The organism is Microbacterium schleiferi (genome assembly GCF_020781975.1).
GTDB lineage: Bacteria > Actinomycetota > Actinomycetes > Actinomycetales > Microbacteriaceae > Microbacterium.
In genome coordinates, this window is record NZ_JAJGNI010000001.1 from 292,766 (window position 1) to 308,334 (window position 15,569).

Here is a 15,569-nt window from a genome sequence, read left to right on the forward strand (position 1 = left end):
TGTCAATGTCGGAACCCCCTCGTAGTGTCGGGGTATGGATGAGGTTGGCATGGGCGAGTCGGGGCAGCGGCCCGAGGGTCCGGATGCTGACGTGTTCCTGTATGAGGGTGATGTGCGGGAGTGGGATGCCGAGGTGGCGGGGTGGGTGCCGCCGCGTCCGGACGCTGTCGCCCTCGTGTTGGAGGCTGCCGACCTGGAGGCGGTGTTCGCGGCGCAACGGTTCGCTCGGGTCGATGACCTCCGCCTGGAGGCTCTCGATGATGTGTCGCGGTATGGGGGCGGGTCGCGGGAGCTGGTGATGCGCTCCCTCCGGCTGGAACTCGCGTCTGCTCTGCGGATCACGGAGAACGCGGCGGGGATGATGCTCTCCCGCGCCGAATCACTCGTCCACTCCTACCCGACGGTTCTGGAGTCCCTCTCCCACGCAAACGTGACGGTCCGTCACGCGGAGATCCTGGTCGATGACCTCGATGTACTCGACCCCGATGTCGCGGCGGGCCTGGTGGGGCGGGCGCTGGAGCTCGCGGAATCGCTGCCGGTGGGATCGTTTCGGCGGTCGCTACGCCGCCTGATTGACCGGGAAACCGCGCCGAGCCTGACGGAGCGTCACGAAGCCGCGGTGCGGGGTCGCCGGATCCTGGTGGAGCCGGCGGGGGATTCGATGTCGTGGGTTCACGCGCTGGTCCCGTCGGTGGAAGCCCACGCGATCTACGGGCGGGTCACCCAGAAAGCTGTGGTGATCCGTGACCACGACCGCGGCAGCACCCGGGGCGGGGAACCGGGGGATGGGTCGGAGCGGAGTCTGGATGAGATCCGCGCTGACGTGTTCTGCGACCTGTTAATCGACGGGACCGTTCCCCAGCACCCGAAGCAGGCGCGGGGGATCCGCGCGACCGTTGTCGTGACCGTCCCCGCGCTGGCGCTCCTCGGGGCTGAGGGTGTGACGGATCCGGCGGAGGTGGAGGGGGTCGGCCCGATCCCGATCGAGACCGCCCGGGAGTTGGCCGGTAACGCGTCGGGGTGGATGCGGGTGCTGACCCACCCCGAAACCGGGGCCGTCATCAGTGTCGGGCGCACAAAGTACCGGCCACCACCGGAGCTCGCGAAACTGGTGAAGTGGCGGGCTGACCGGTGCATGGGACCGGGATGCTCGAAACCAGCGTCGCAGTGCCAGATCGACCATTCGGTCGCGTGGGCAGACGGCGGGGAAACATCGGTGACGAACACGGCACCGTTCTGCCAGGGCCACCACACCGTGAAGCATCACGGCGGGTGGCAGATCACCCACCTGGGTGACGGGTCCCTGGAATGGGTATCCCCACACGGGCGCCGATACATCGTGAAGCCCGAACGACACCTCCCGACCTTCTACCCCAACGCGGCCTGAGCGCGCCTTCTACCCCAACGCAGCCTGAACGCGCCGGGAGCCGACGATCAGGATCGGCGCGAACGAAATCCAGGCACCGCCGTAACCGCATGGCTGCAGCTGGACCGATCGGGGCGTGGCCGCTAGATGCGTCGGTCACTCCGCGAGCGTCGGTTGTTTCAGCGGTTGTCGCCCGGCGCCGCGCTGAGGCACCAGGGCCAGAACAGCGGCGACAACGATCGCACCCGCACTCACGCCGTACAGCACAAAGCTCCAGCCCGAATGATCGGCGCCAGAGGTGAGGTAGGTATCTGCCAACGCCATACCGGGGCCGAATGACGCGATGAAGTATGCAGGCGCGCCGAACGCAAGAAGTGAGGCATAACCGATCCCGATAGCGCGGGCACCGATGGGCGGCTGCCGCGAGAGCAGAAGCATGAGCAGCACGGCCAGCGCCGGCGCGAGACCCAGGATCGCCAGGACTAATGGTGTGCCGATGGCCTCACCTGCCTGGGCGAGATCGGTATGAATCTGACTGAGAGGCTTCCCCGGCGCGAACGCGAGAGGGTTCAGCACCAGGATCTGCACCGCCGCCAATGCCGCATAGATAAACACCGCGATCGTCCCAACGATTGCAGCGACACTGACGCGAAACGTCGGGCTCTCCCGTCTTGTCATGGCGGCACCCTAACCCGCTCACCTGCGCTCTACCAGAGTGGATGCGCGCGAGCCTGCCGCGACCGGAAGCGCTCTGCCTGCCCGGGTAGAGTGCCGTCATGGTGTCGCTTGCTCAGGCCATGGCGGATGCGAAACAGCCGGCTCACGACGCCGCCGCCTATTGGCGCAGGCAAACGGATGCCATAGCCGACGTTTCCGGCCCCGTGGCGACCCTGCACCTCGGGGCGCTCCGGCACAACGCACTCGACATGGCGGTGCGCGCTGCGGGCGTCCCCATCCGGGTCGCGAGCAAATCCGTCCGGGTGCGAGAAGCGATCGACGCGACCCTCGCGCTCCCGGGTTACGCCGGCATCCTGGCCTTCACGCTGCCCGAAGCGCTCTGGCTCGCCGAAACTCATGACGATGTCGTTCTCGGATATCCGACCGTTGACCGCGCAGCGATCGCCGCCCTCGCCGAGAACGAGCAGGCCTGCGCACGCGTCACCCTCATGGTCGATGATCTTGCCCAGCTCGACGTTGTTGACGCCGTCGTACCGCCCCGCGCGCGGCCCACCATCCGCGTCGCGATCGACGCTGACGCATCCTGGCGCGCCCCCGCGCTCGGCCACATCGGCGTGCGCCGCTCACCCGTGCACGAGCCGGGGGAGGTGGCGAGCCTCGCGAGAGCCATCACCAGACGCGATGGCTTCCGACTCGTCGGACTCATGATGTACGAGGCGCAGATCGCGGGCCAGGGAGATGCCACCGGCTCCGGTGACGGCCTCATCCGATGGATGCAGCAGCGCTCCTCCGCAGAGCTTCTGGCCCGGCGCGAAGCGATCGTGGCGGCCTTGCGCTCCATCGCGCCCCTCGAGTTCGTCAATGGTGGCGGAACGGGCTCGCTCGAGTTCACCGCATCCGATCAGGCGGTCACGGAGGTGACAGCGGGAAGCGGGCTGTTCGCCGGTCACCTGTTCGACGGATACCGCATCTTCACGCCCCAACCCGCTGCGGCTTTCTCGCTCGAAGTGGTCCGCAAGCCCACTCCCGACATCGCGACGGTGCTCGGCGGCGGATGGATCGCGTCAGGCCCGCCCGTCGCGTCGCGCCAACCGAAGCCGGTATGGCCCCCAGGCCTTCGCACACTGCCCCGTGAAGGAGCAGGCGAGGTGCAGACCCCGCTGCAGGGTGAAGCTGCTCGAAGCCTGCGCGTCGGAGACCGGGTGTGGTTCCGGCATGCCAAGAGTGGGGAGCTCGCCGAACGAGTCGAGCGCTATCTTCTCGTGGATGATGACAGGGTTGTCGGCGAGGCTCCGACGTATCGCGGCGAAGGGAAGGCGTTCCTGTGACACGACCCGGCGGCATGTGGCAGAACTGGGGACGCTCGGCGCGGGTGCGGCCGCAGAGCGTCGAGTTTCCGGCATCCGCGGATGCCGTGCAGCGGTCGGTGCAGGCAGCCCTAGCCCGAGGCCGGCGCATCAAGGCGGTGGGTGCCGGGCACAGCTTCACCGGTATCGCCGTCGCACCCGACGTGCTGCTCGATCTCACCGACCTCTCCGGGCTCGTGTCGATCGATCACGAACGGCGCCGCGTGACGCTGCGCGCCGGAACGAGGCTGCACCAGATCCCGGGGATCCTCGCGCGCTACGGCCTGGCGATGCAGAACCTCGGAGACATCGACCGGCAGACGATCGCGGGAGCCATCTCGACCGGGACGCACGGGACCGGTGCTGCCTTCGGCGGGATCTCCACCCAGATCGTCGGTGCCACACTCGTCACGGGGACCGGCGACATCCTGCGCGTGAGCGACACCGAGAACGCCGACTTCCTTCCCGCCGTCGCCCTCGGACTCGGCGCCCTCGGCATCCTGGTCGATGTCACCGTCCAGTGCGTTCCCGCTTTCGTGCTCGAAGCTACTGAGCGCCCGGAGCCGCTCCTCGACGTTCTTGACTCCCTCGATGACCGGGTCGCGAGCACCGACCATTTCGAGTACTACTGGTTCCCGCACACGGATGTCGCGCTGACCAAATCCAATACTCGTCTGCCCGAATCCGCCGTCCGCAAGCCCTTGCCGCCGGTGGGGAAGTGGGTCGACGAGACACTCCTCGCGAACGGTGTCTACCGAGCGGTGTGCGGTGTCGGTGCCCGCGTTCCGGCTGTCGTGCCCCCGTTCTCTCGGCTCGCGGTCAAGCTCACCGGCAACCGCGACTACACCGACCGGTCCAACCGCGTCTTCACCCAGAGCCGCACCGTGCGTTTCCGCGAGATGGAGTACGCGCTCCCGGCCGCCGCCGTGCGCCCCGCGTTCGACGAAATGCGTGCGCTCATCCGCGCTCGTGGATGGCGGATCTCCTTCCCGGTGGAGGTCCGATTCGCCGCCGGCGACGATCGGTGGCTCTCGACAGCGCATGATCGCGGCTCGGGCTACATCGCCGTCCACAGGTACTGGCGCGAAGACCCGACTGAGTACTTCACCGCCGTCGAGCAGATCATGCTCGCGCACGGCGGAAGACCCCACTGGGGAAAGATGCACACGTTGGATGCCGATCAGCTGCGTGAGCGCTACCCCCGGTTCGACGACTTCCTCTCGCTGCGCGACAGGCTCGACCCGCGCCGGGCATTCCAGAACACCTACCTGGAGCGGGTTCTCGGGGCCTGATCCAGCTGCGGCGGCATCCGACGCACTCACAGTCAGTGAGCAGGCGAGTCCCCTAGGATGGGGGCCATGTGGGAGTGGCTGATCCCGGTTCTGATCGTCGTGGCGCTCATCGTCATTGTCGGTATCTATTTCTGGGCGACATACAACTCGCTCGTGCAGCTCAATGTGCGCGTCGACGAGGCATGGAGCGACATCACCGTCCAGCTCAAACGACGAGCAGACCTGATCCCGGGGCTGATCGAAACCGTCAAGGGCTATGCGGCCCACGAACGCGCGGTTTTCGAGAACGTCACCCAGGCGCGCGCCGAGACGCTGTCGGCATCCGGCCCGGCGGAGGCGGGAGTCGCCGAGGGGCACGTGCAGCAAGCGCTGAAGTCGCTGTTCGCCGTCGCCGAGGCCTACCCGCAGCTGCAGGCCAGCACGAACTTCCTGCAGTTGCAGCAGGCTCTGGTCGACACCGAAGACAAGATCCAGGCATCCCGCCGCTTCTACAACGGTGGCGTTCGCGAGTTGAACACGAAGATCAAGGTCTTCCCGAACAACCTTTTCGCCAAGAATCTCGGCTTCAGCGAGCGCGAGTTCTTCGAGGTCGTGGACGGGGCAGCGATCTCCGAACCGCCGCGCATCCAGTTCTGATCGACCTCCTGAGGTCGCATGTACAGCGCCATCGCGCGGAATAAGCGCAATACCTGGTTCATCCTCGTCCTGTTCGTCCTGGGCCTGGGGGCAATCGGGCTGCTGGCCGGATGGCTCATGGGCAACAACTGGTGGGTCACCGCTTTCGTGCTGATCTTCGCCGTCGGCTACGCCACCGTGCAGTACTTCGCGGCAGACCGCGAGGCCCTCGCGATGGCCGGGGCCATCCAGGTGTCTCGTGAGGAGGCACCGCGCTATTACCGGCTCGTCGAGAATCTGTGCATCACAACCGGCACTCCGATGCCGCGACTGTATGTCGTCGAGGATGCCGCGCCGAATGCCTTCGCCACCGGCCGCAAGCCCGAGGAAGCGGCGATCACCGTGACGACGGGCCTGTTCGAGATCATGACCGACCGCGAGCTCGAGGGCGTTCTGTCACATGAGCTCGGCCACATTCGCAACTACGACATCCGGGTCTCGCTCATCGTGTTCGGCCTCGTCGTGGCGGTGGGGCTGCTGGCAGACATCCTGATGCGGATGGCGTTCTTCGGTGGTCTGCGCCGTTCGGGAGGCAATAACGGCCAGGCGCAGCTACTTTTCCTCATCTTCGGGATCGTGGCAGCGATCGTCGCACCGCTGTTGGCAGGCGCCGTGCAGGCGGCGATCTCGCGTCAGCGCGAGTACCTTGCCGACGCCACCGGCGCGCTCACGACCCGTGACCCCGACGGCCTCGCCTCCGCGCTCGCGAAGCTCGAGACACACGCGCAACCCCTCCGCCGCGAGAACACGTCGATGGCCCACCTGTGGTTCGCGAATCCGCTCAGCGCCAAGGGCATGTCGCGCCTGTTCGCCACGCACCCCCCGATTCCCGCGCGCATCGAACGGCTGCACACGATGGGCGGCCAGTTCTGACCTTTCCGGTTCGCCAGCTGGAGGTGTTCAGTCGACCGACAGCACCAACTGGTTACCGGTGAAGTCCATGCCGCCGCGCAGCGACCAATCGTCGGTGCGGTAGGTGAACGTCCCCGCTGAGCCGTCGCGAGCCGTGCCGGTTGCCGTCGCAACGAGGACCCCGCCGGTAGCGGCAAAGCTCGACAGATCCTCGGCGAAGGCGAGGGTCGGCGCCGTTTCGACGCGGAACGCCAGTGAGGTCAGTGTCGCGAGATCTGCGGCCCAGGGGACGCGGATGCCGCAACCCTCCGGCACAGCATCCGTCGGTGCCGTGCACGCGTCGATGTAGGCCTGCACCTGCGCAGATGCGGTCCCCAGCGCGGTGTCCGACAGTTCGGGCTGCAGGTCGGCTGTTGCAGCTCCGCCAGGGGTAACCCCCGCCGTCGCAGTCCCCGTCAGGATGCCGACCGGCGCGGGAAGCACGTCGTAGAGCCCGGGAAGGAGAAGGAGCGGAGCGCCCACCTCGACGATCGCGGTGCCGATCGCTGCAGCATCGCCGCGCGCCGAAGCGATCGTGAGGGTGCCGAGCCCGCTCTGGGTCACCTTCCATCCCGCGTCGGTGCGGACGAGCGTGATCTCACCCGAGGCGGATGCCGCATCCAGCGTGTACGCGATCTCAGCGGTCGCCGTGTCACCGTCCTCGTTCATGGCGGTCACCCTGGCTTCCGAGATCGTCCCCGAAACGCCGGCGAACGCGTCCTCGGCGGAGGACACATCGAGCCCGTCCGTGACCACGAGCCCGAGCGCCGATGCGGCATCGCCGCGGCTGAGCGCAGCGAGGTAGTCCTCCGCTGCTGACTGCGGTCCGGAGGGGCGCAACACCAGCCACAGCACCACCCCGGCGAGCACGAGAAGCGCCGCTCCCGCTGCGACAACAGCGATAAGGGGGCCACGTTTCACACCACCACGCTAGCGCCAGCGCATCCGGCTGGCGGCATGTGCCAGTTCTAGACTGAACGGATGAGCACGTCCGACGACAAGCCCACGGGGTCGTTCTTCGACGCGATCCGGGACAGGCGACGGATCGTGTCGGTTCAGGCGACGCGCGGCATTCCGCCCGGGCTGCATCTGGCCGCCGCGTACGCGTGGCGGTTCCTGGTGATCGCGGCAGCGGTCGGGGTCGGAATCTGGCTCGTGATCCAGCTCAAGCTGCTGGTCATCCCGCTGCTGATCGCGATTCTGCTCACGGCACTGGTATGGCCGGCGTTTACCGGGATGCTTCGCCTGCGTTTCCCGAGGTGGCTCGCGATCGCCATCGCGGTCCTCGGCACTGCAGCGATCGTCACCGGCTTGCTGTGGCTTGCCATCTGGCAGATCACACAGCAGTGGTCGTCGGTCCAGTCCCGCACCATCGAGGCGATCCAGCAGTTCCGTCAATATCTGATCGACGGTCCCCTTCACCTCACTGCCGACCAGATCGACGACCTGCTCGCGCAAGCATGGACCTTCATCCAACAGCAGGCCGAACTGCTGTGGTCGGGTGCGCTGGCGATCGGCACCACCGTCGGGCATGTCGCAACCGGCGCGCTGCTCACGGTCTTCATCCTGCTCACGCTGCTCGCTGACGGGGCGGGTATCTGGCGCTGGACGACGCGTCTGTTCCCCCGGGCAGCGCGACCCGCCGTCGACGGGGCCGGCCGCGCAGGCTGGGTCACTGTCGCAAACTACGCTCGCACGCAGTTGCTCGTGGCAACGATCGACGCTGTCGGCATCGGCCTTGGGGCCTTCCTGCTCGGGGTTCCGCTTGCGATTCCCATCGCGGTGCTCGTCTTCCTCGGTTCCTTCATCCCCATCGTCGGTGCCGTCGTCACCGGCGCGCTCGCCGTCTTCCTGGCCCTCGTCTACAACGGGCCATTGATCGCGCTGTGGATGCTGGTGGTCGTGCTCGGCGTCCAGCAGCTCGAGGGCCACGTCCTCCAGCCGCTCCTCATGGGATCAGCGGTCAAGGTGCACCCCCTCGCGGTGGTGCTCGTGGTCGCCGGTGGGGCGCTCATCGCCGGCATCCCCGGAGCCCTCTTCGCCGTGCCGCTTGCGGCGTTCGTCAACGTGGTGGCGGTCTACCTCGGTGATAGGGCGTGGGAGACGGGCGCGAAACCCGAGGCCCCAGACCTGATTTGGTCGACAGTTCCGCGTCCGAGGAGAATCGGCAAGTGAGTATCCCCACCCTCGCCGACATCGAGGATGCTGCAGCGACTCTGTCGGGAGTCATCCGCCGCACCCCGATGGACGAGTCCCTGCATCTGACCGACCTGCTCGGTGTTCCCGTCGCTCTCAAACTCGAGAACCTGCAGCGGACCGGCTCGTTCAAGATTCGCGGCGCGGCCAACCGGCTCTCCCGCCTCACGGAGTCGGAGCGTGCGCGTGGAGTCGTCGCCGCTTCTGCGGGCAATCACGCACAGGGCGTCGCGCTGGCGGCTCACGAGCTCGGCATCTCCGCGACGATCTTCATGCCCCTCGGTGTGCCGGTCCCGAAGCTCCTGGCGACCCGCGGTTACGGGGCTGACGTCGTCCTCGAGGGAGCGACCGTCGAGACACCACTTCGCCTCGCCGCCGAGTTCGCTGAACGTACGGGCGCGGTGCTGATCCACCCCTTTGATCACCCCGACATCATCACCGGCCAGGGCACCCTCGGTCTCGAGCTGATGGATGACATGCCCGATCTCGACACCGTCATCATCGGGATCGGCGGCGGGGGACTGATGTCGGGTGTTGCCGCTGCGGTGAAGGCCCGCGCTGCGGCGGTCGGCCGCACCGTGCGCGTCATTGGTGTCCAGGCCGAGAACTCTGCGGCCTATCCGGTCTCGCTTGCGGCGGGTCGCCCGATGGAGGTTGCCACCCGAGCGACGATCGCCGACGGCATCGCTGTCGCGCGGCCGGGAGATCTGCCCTTCGAGATCATCAGCCAGTTGGTGGACGAGGTTGTCACGGTGTCGGAGGACGACATCGCGCGGGCCCTCCTCGTGTTGCTCGAACGCGCGAAGCAGGTCGTGGAGCCCGCGGGTGCTGTCGGTGTCGCCGCCATCCTCGCGGGTAAGGTCGCATCCCAGGGACCGACGGCATGCGTGCTGTCGGGCGGCAACATCGATCCCCTGCTGCTGCAGCGTGTCGTCGCTCACGGACTGTCGGCATCCGGTCGCTATATGACAATGCGCATCCCACTGCCTGACCGCCCCGGGCAGCTGGCTCGAGTCTCAGAGCTGCTGGCGCTCGCCGGCGCCAACGTCATCGAAGTCCTGCACACCCGCCATGGGCAAGGTCTACAGATCAGTGAGGTGATTCTGCAGCTCAGTGTCGAGACCCGAGGCGAAGAGCACAAGGCTCACGTGATCGCGACGCTCGAGAACGCCGGATTCGTCGTGCACGTCGCCTCCGAGTGACCCCGACCTACTGGCCGTCGTAGGTCTCGACCTTGACGATTTCCACGGTGATCTCGCGTCCGTTGGGCGCAGTGTATGAGGTCTTGTCGCCTTCCTTCAGGCCCAGGATGGCGGAGCCGAGCGGTGAGGCCTCGCTGTAGACATCGAGTTCTGACCCGGCACCGATCTCGCGGTTACCGAGGAGGAAAACCTCTTCTCCACCGGCGATGACAGCGGTGACAACGGTGCCGGACTCCACGACGCCCGTGCTCTCGGGTGCGACCCCCACGGTGGCATTCTTGAGCAGAGCCTGGAGCGTGCGGATGCGAGCCTCCTGCTTGCCCTGCTCGTCCTTGGCGGCGTGGTAGCCGCCGTTCTCCTTGAGGTCGCCTTCTTCACGCGCAGCTTCGATGCGCTTGGCGATCTCTTCACGGCCGACGGTTGACAGGTGCTCGAGCTCCGCGTTGAGGCGGTCGAAGGCCTCCTGGGTCAGGAAGGTCACCGGGGCATCGCTGGACACGAGCGTCTCCTTTCGTCGGCGCCGATATGGCAAGACGCCCCGGCATCGCCAGGGCGTCGTTGATTACGGTCTGGCTAGATTACGTCACCCAGCACGAGTTGATCAAACCCGTCGTCGCTGCCGCCGTCGTCGGGATCGTCTCGACGAACGCGCGGGTGTGCTCGCTCGAGGGCGGGATCACGAGCACCCGCCAGCCGACGATTCCATGCTCTTCGTCCTGCGCCTCGAGGATGCACGCGACTTCGCGTTCAAGCGGCGCGGTGATCTGGAAGCTCAGGCTTACGGTGCCGTCATCGACCACAGCGAACCCGGTGGTATCGGCATCCACGCTCTCGAGCGAGGTTGCCACCGTCATCCAGCCGAACCAGCCGATGACTGCAACCACGATCGCGAGACCGAGGACGATCACCCAGCGCGAGGGGCCCCCGCGTCGTCGTCCGTAGCGATCGTCGAGTCTCGCGCGGATCGCGTCGTCAGCGGCGGGGGGTGCGGTAGTCATCGGGGGTGTCTCGTGAGTCGTTAGGCTGGAACTCCAGGCTAGACGCTGGCCAGTCGAAACGAGACATGATGCGCATTCTGTTGGGGACCTCGACCCCGGTTCCAAGCCCGTCGGAGACGGTCAATCCCGACCTCGTCACTCCGGGGCCGTGGGGCTTTCTGGTCATCGCACTGCTGGCGGTCGTGGTCATCCTGCTCATCACCGACATGATGCGCCGCATCCGTCGTGGCCGGGTGCGTGCCGACATCCGCGAAGAACTGGATGCCGAGGAGAAGGCAGAAGCTGACGCGGAGCGATCGCCCGAAGCCGACGAGACCGACGGCGACGCATCTCCCAGTGTCGACGGATCCGAGCGGTCCTAGCTGCGCGGGTCCGCTGCGGCAGTCCTAGCCGTGATAGGCGGGGCTGAGGCCGATGAGCAGGCACGCCGTCCAGTGGCAGAGGAACGCCAGCACCGTGCACACGTGGAAGATCTCGTGGAACCCGAAGTGGTTCGGCCACGGGTTAGGACGCTTGAGCGCGTACACGACGGCACCGAGGGTGTAAAGGATGCCGCCTACCGCGACCAGAACCATCATCGCGACGTTGGCCTGGAACAGCGGCACGATGTACATGACCGCAGCCCATCCGAGCACGAGATAGAGCGCCACGTACAGCCAGCGTGGGGCGTCGATCCAGAACACGCGGAACAGGATGCCGAGAATCGCCCCACCCCAGACCAGCGAAAGCAGAATGATCGACTGGCTCGTCGGTAGCGCGAGCACTGCGATCGGGGTATAGGTGCCGGCGATCAGAAGCAGAATGTTCGCGTGATCGATGCGCTTGAGGACCGCGCGGGTCTTCGGCTTCCACCGGAACCGGTGGTACAGCGCCGAGTTCCCGAACAGCAACAGCGACGTCAGCATGAACACTGCGGCCGACCATTTCGCGGCCGCTCCCTGGGACAGGGCGATCAGGACGATGCCTGCAGCTATCGCGATGGGGAAGGTGGCTGCGTGGATCCAGCCACGCCACGAGGGCTTCAATTCCTCAGGAGTGACCGACTCAGCCTCTTCGATCAGCGGCAGCCGAGGCATCTCGGCGCCATCGACCGACTCGTCCCACTCGGGGGCCGGGCGATCAGTGGGATGGTTCACGCCAGAGCTCACCCTCCGAGCCTACGAGCCGGAGTATTCCCGCGGGGGCACGCGTCGGCGCGTGGCAGCTCGCCGTACCCGGCCGGGGGCAGGAGTAACGTGGCCGTGTGGCATCGGGACTCGGGACAGCGCGTGGCAAGGGCCCGCTGTATCGGCTCTACACCGCTCGGCTTCGCCGTGAGCTGACCCCCGAGAACATGCCGCATCACATCGCGATGATGATCGACGGAAATCGGCGTTGGGCGCGTCAGCTCGGCTACGAGACCGCCGCACACGGTCATCGAGCGGGAGCCGCGAAGATGCGGGAGTTCCTGGAGTGGTGCGACGACCTCGGAGTCAAGGTCGTCTCGCTCTACCTACTCTCGACCGACAATGTCCGAAAGCGCGATGCCGCCGAGTTGAACGACCTGCTTCAGATCATCGCTGAGCTTGCCGAGGAGATCTCGCGGGTTCGCGACTGGCGGGTCAAGCACGTGGGTCGAGCCGAGCTCCTACCCCCTGAGCTCACCAGGGTGCTCCGCGCCGCGGAAGATCGGACAGCTGGCAACCCCGGCCTTCACGTGAATCTGGCTGTCGGTTACGGGGGGCGTTCCGAGATCGTGGATGCCGTCCGCAGCATCATCGCCGCCCACGATCGGGACGGCGGGTCCCTCGAGGAGCTTGCCGCAAGCCTCACCCCCGAGCAGATCGGTGAACACCTGTACACCGGGGGGCAGGCAGACCCCGACCTCGTCATCCGAACCTCCGGAGAGCAACGGCTCAGCGACTTCCTGCTCTGGCAGAGCGCACACAGCGAGTTCTACTTCATGGAGGCGCTCGGACCCGACCTTCGGGAAGTGGACTTCCTTCGTGCGCTGCGTAATTATGCGAGTCGGGAGCGCCGCTTCGGCGGCTGAGGGACCCCTGCGCCAGCCCACGCCTTCGTCCGGCGTGCGAAAATGTGACAGTGACGGGTGATATCACGACGTATATCGAGTCCTTCGATTCCGAGCCCGGCTACCTCGACTGGGCGGCATTCGGACCGCTCTCGCCAGTTGTTCGCAGCGAAGTGCACGCGGATGCCGAGCTCCTCGGAACGGGCCGCCGCTCGAGCGTTGACCTCGTCAACGAGCACGTCGACCAGTCGCGCTCTCACGCGGCTTCCGTGCTGGGTGTTCCCGCGGAGCAGATCGTCATTCAGCCCTCGACCAGTCACGGCCTGCAGCAGGCGATCTACGGCCTCAGCGGCACGCTTCTGCTCTCTCGTGCCGAGTACCCGGCGTTGACGATCGCCGCGGCGCGCGCCGAGGCGTCGCTCGGCACGATGCGAGCGGCGTGGCTCGAGCCCGGGAACGGGTTCGTGACCCCGGATGCCGTCCGCGAAGCCCTCACCGATGAGGTCACGGCGGTCGCCGTGAGCCTCGTGGATTTTCGCACCGGCTATCGCGTCGACCTCAGCGCCCTCCGCGATGTGATCGGAGACCGACTGCTCATCGTCGACGCGATCCAGGGGCTCGGGATAGTAGACGCCGATTACGGTGCGGCGGATGTCGTCTGTGCCAACGGATACAAGTGGCTGCGCGCCGGACGCGGCACCGGCGTCGCCACCTACAGCCCGCGTGCGGTCGATCGGCTGACCCCGGTGCTCTCGGGCTACGCCGGGGTTGCCGATGGACTGCCCGTGGATGAGGTGCCTGAGCCGTCGCGAGATGCGCGCGCTTTCATCGTTTCGAAGGCCGATTCGCTCGCGGCTGCTCGCCTGGGTAGCGCACTCCATGAGATTCACGAGGTCGGTGTGGCGACGATCGCCGCAGCCGTCGAGGCGCGGGCAACGCGAGTGATCGAGATCGCCGATGAGAACGCCATCCCCGTCATCACGCCGCGAGAGCCCGAGCGCCGCGCGGGGATCGTGACGTTGGCTCCGGAACCGCAGGACGCGGGGCCGCTCGCGGCTGCCCTCGCTAATGCGGGAGTCACGATCACCCCCCGGGGCGGCACGATCCGCGTCTCTGCCCACGCCGGTACCGATGACGAATCGCTGTCGCTGCTGGCCGCCACGCTCTCGGCCTACGTGGCAGCCCGAGCCTGGTAGGGCTCGGAGGAATTTACCTCGATGTAACGGTGTCGACAGCGTGTCGATGCCTACGGCGCCCGATCCCCGTCGTACGTTCAACTCGTCGGGCAAGGCGCCCGACCGGGTCGGCCGTCAGGATCGCGACTCGTGACCCCTGGTCGACTCGCTGGGTACCGGGAATTACCACCCGGGGCGGGAGTGGGTTGTGACCACACGGGCAGCACAGGCACAGGACCGGGTTCACCAGGACGACCGGATCGAAGATGCCGAGCAGGATCAGACGCTGCGCACCTACGTGCTCGACACATCGGTGCTGCTGAGCGATCCGCGCGCGTTCTTCCGATTCGCCGAGCACAACGTCGTGGTCCCGGTGGTGGTCATCACCGAACTCGAAGGCAAACGGCACGATCCAGAGATCGGATACTTCGCACGGCAGGCGCTACGCCACCTCGATGAGTTGCGCGTCGAGCACGGACGACTCGACTTCCCGGTCCCGGTCGGCGCCGGCGGAACGCTGCGGGTCGAGTTGAACAACACCAACCCTGACGCGTTGCCTTCGGGTATGCGACTGGGAGACAACGACAGCCGCATCCTTGCCGTGGCCATGAACCTGGCATCCGATGGTCAGGAGGTCACCGTCGTCTCCAAGGACCTGCCGATGCGGGTCAAGGCGGCGTCGCTCGGCATTTCGGCCGAGGAGTACCTTGCCGAGCAGGCTGTCGACTCCGGCTGGACCGGCATCGCGACGATCGACATCTCCGGGGACGAGCTCAGCGATCTGTACGAAAGCGAAGTCGGCGCCAGCGACCAGGTGACGGGGCTGCCGGTCAACACCGGCCTGATCATTCACTCCGAGCGGGGCTCGGGCCTTGGCCGTGTCACCGGCGACGGTGGTTACCGACTCGTGCGTGGCGACCGCGATGTGTTCGGACTGCACGGCCGCTCGGCTGAGCAGCGCGTGGCGATCGACCTTCTTCTCGATCCCGAGGTCGGCATCGTGTCCCTTGGCGGCCGGGCTGGCACGGGGAAGTCGGCTCTTGCCCTGTGCGCGGCGCTCGAGGCAGTGCTCGAGCGGCAGCAGCAGCGCAAGATCATCGTTTTCCGTCCCCTGTTCGCGGTCGGCGGCCAGGAACTCGGGTACCTGCCCGGCGATCAGACCGAGAAGATGAACCCCTGGGGCCAGGCGGTGTTCGACACGCTCGGGTCGGTCGTCTCTGGCAATGTCCTCGACGAGGTCGTCGAACGGGGGCTCCTGGAGGTCCTTCCCCTGACGCACATCCGCGGTCGCTCCTTGCACGACGCCTTCGTGATCGTCGACGAGGCCCAGTCGCTCGAGCGCAACGTGCTGCTCACGGTGCTCAGCCGCATCGGCCAGAACTCCCGAGTCGTCCTCACCCACGATGTCGGCCAGCGAGACAACCTTCGGGTGGGTCGCCACGACGGTGTCGCCTCGGTGATCGAGACGCTCAAGGGTCAGGCCCTGTTCGGGCATGTCACCCTCGTGCGGTCGGAACGGTCCGCTATCGCGGCCCTGGTCACCGACCTCCTGGAATCGGGAGAGCTGTCCTGAGGCGGGAAGGATCGCGCTGTGAGCGAACCCTCACGCAACCATGAGAAGAGTCTCATCGAGAGGTGGGTCATCGGGGACCCGGCGTCTGTCACCATTGGTGCAACGGGTTCCGCGAGCCCCCCAGATCGCGAGACCCTCCGGTCGGTGACCCCCCAATAACCGGCCC

16 protein-coding genes are annotated in these 15,569 nt (G+C 66.8%); 11 read left to right on the plus strand and 5 right to left on the minus strand.

Features of this window, described 5'->3' with window-relative positions:
* Positions 1-34: 34 nt before the first annotated feature.
* Positions 35-1,387: an HNH endonuclease signature motif containing protein gene (locus LL236_RS01550; RefSeq protein WP_228177031.1), complete on the plus strand. Its 1,353-nt coding sequence runs from the start codon at positions 35-37 to the stop codon at positions 1,385-1,387.
* 135 nt (positions 1,388-1,522) lie between these two features.
* Here the strand turns inward: LL236_RS01550 and LL236_RS01555 are convergent, their stop codons facing one another.
* The gene (locus tag LL236_RS01555) at positions 1,523-2,044 is read right to left on the minus strand and encodes a hypothetical protein (RefSeq protein WP_228177032.1); all 522 of its coding nucleotides are present in this window, start codon (positions 2,042-2,044) and stop codon (positions 1,523-1,525) included.
* Between the two features lie 98 nt (positions 2,045-2,142).
* Between LL236_RS01555 and LL236_RS01560 the strand changes: the two genes are divergently transcribed.
* The 4 genes from LL236_RS01560 to LL236_RS01575 all read left to right on the plus strand — a co-directional run bounded on the left by LL236_RS01560 (position 2,143) and on the right by LL236_RS01575 (position 6,230).
* The gene (locus tag LL236_RS01560; protein WP_228177033.1) at positions 2,143-3,372 is read left to right on the plus strand and encodes an alanine racemase; all 1,230 of its coding nucleotides are present in this window, start codon (positions 2,143-2,145) and stop codon (positions 3,370-3,372) included.
* Positions 3,369-4,682, plus strand: a complete 1,314-nt coding sequence (locus tag LL236_RS01565; RefSeq protein ID WP_228177034.1) for a D-arabinono-1,4-lactone oxidase — start codon at positions 3,369-3,371, stop codon at positions 4,680-4,682. The genes LL236_RS01560 and LL236_RS01565 overlap by 4 nt, the downstream gene beginning before the upstream one ends.
* Positions 4,683-4,748: 66 nt before the next feature.
* Entirely contained in the window at positions 4,749-5,318 is a 570-nt protein-coding gene (locus LL236_RS01570) for a LemA family protein (RefSeq protein ID WP_228177035.1), read from the plus strand.
* 18 nt (positions 5,319-5,336) lie between these two features.
* A complete protein-coding gene (locus LL236_RS01575; protein WP_228177036.1) occupies positions 5,337-6,230 on the plus strand; it encodes a M48 family metalloprotease in 894 nt (297 codons plus the stop codon).
* A gap of 27 nt (positions 6,231-6,257) precedes the next feature.
* On the opposite strand, the gene LL236_RS01580 is transcribed toward LL236_RS01575, so the two are convergent.
* Positions 6,258-7,169: an Rv0361 family membrane protein gene (locus tag LL236_RS01580; protein ID WP_228177037.1), complete on the minus strand. Its 912-nt coding sequence runs from the start codon at positions 7,167-7,169 to the stop codon at positions 6,258-6,260.
* A gap of 60 nt (positions 7,170-7,229) precedes the next feature.
* Between LL236_RS01580 and LL236_RS01585 the strand changes: the two genes are divergently transcribed.
* Together LL236_RS01585 and ilvA are read left to right on the plus strand one after the other, a co-directional pair.
* On the plus strand, positions 7,230-8,423 hold the full coding sequence (locus LL236_RS01585) for an AI-2E family transporter (protein WP_228177038.1): 1,194 nt from the start codon (positions 7,230-7,232) through the stop codon (positions 8,421-8,423).
* Positions 8,420-9,646: a threonine ammonia-lyase gene (gene ilvA, locus LL236_RS01590; protein ID WP_228177039.1), complete on the plus strand. Its 1,227-nt coding sequence runs from the start codon at positions 8,420-8,422 to the stop codon at positions 9,644-9,646. Before LL236_RS01585 ends, ilvA begins: the two co-directional genes overlap by 4 nt.
* Positions 9,647-9,653: 7 nt before the next feature.
* Here ilvA and greA read toward each other — a convergent pair whose 3' ends face one another.
* Together greA and LL236_RS01600 are read right to left on the minus strand one after the other, a co-directional pair.
* On the minus strand, positions 9,654-10,145 hold the full coding sequence (greA, locus tag LL236_RS01595) for a transcription elongation factor GreA (RefSeq protein ID WP_228177040.1): 492 nt from the start codon (positions 10,143-10,145) through the stop codon (positions 9,654-9,656).
* A gap of 79 nt (positions 10,146-10,224) precedes the next feature.
* On the minus strand, positions 10,225-10,644 hold the full coding sequence (locus LL236_RS01600) for a DUF4307 domain-containing protein (protein WP_228177041.1): 420 nt from the start codon (positions 10,642-10,644) through the stop codon (positions 10,225-10,227).
* 68 nt (positions 10,645-10,712) lie between these two features.
* Here LL236_RS01600 and LL236_RS01605 point away from each other — a divergent pair, with 68 nt between their 5' ends.
* On the plus strand, positions 10,713-11,006 hold the full coding sequence (locus LL236_RS01605; RefSeq protein ID WP_228177042.1) for a hypothetical protein: 294 nt from the start codon (positions 10,713-10,715) through the stop codon (positions 11,004-11,006).
* Between the two features lie 24 nt (positions 11,007-11,030).
* Here LL236_RS01605 and trhA read toward each other — a convergent pair whose 3' ends face one another.
* On the minus strand, positions 11,031-11,720 hold the full coding sequence (gene trhA, locus LL236_RS01610; protein WP_228177181.1) for a PAQR family membrane homeostasis protein TrhA: 690 nt from the start codon (positions 11,718-11,720) through the stop codon (positions 11,031-11,033).
* 167 nt (positions 11,721-11,887) lie between these two features.
* Between trhA and LL236_RS01615 the strand changes: the two genes are divergently transcribed.
* From LL236_RS01615 to LL236_RS01625, 3 genes are all read left to right on the plus strand, one after another.
* The gene (locus tag LL236_RS01615; RefSeq protein ID WP_228177043.1) at positions 11,888-12,676 is read left to right on the plus strand and encodes an isoprenyl transferase; all 789 of its coding nucleotides are present in this window, start codon (positions 11,888-11,890) and stop codon (positions 12,674-12,676) included.
* Between the two features lie 50 nt (positions 12,677-12,726).
* A complete protein-coding gene (locus LL236_RS01620) occupies positions 12,727-13,851 on the plus strand; it encodes an aminotransferase class V-fold PLP-dependent enzyme (protein ID WP_228177044.1) in 1,125 nt (374 codons plus the stop codon).
* A gap of 187 nt (positions 13,852-14,038) precedes the next feature.
* Complete coding sequence (locus LL236_RS01625) at positions 14,039-15,403, plus strand: PhoH family protein (RefSeq protein WP_374197988.1); 1,365 nt, start codon at positions 14,039-14,041, stop codon at positions 15,401-15,403.
* The last annotated feature ends 166 nt before the right edge of the window (positions 15,404-15,569 follow it).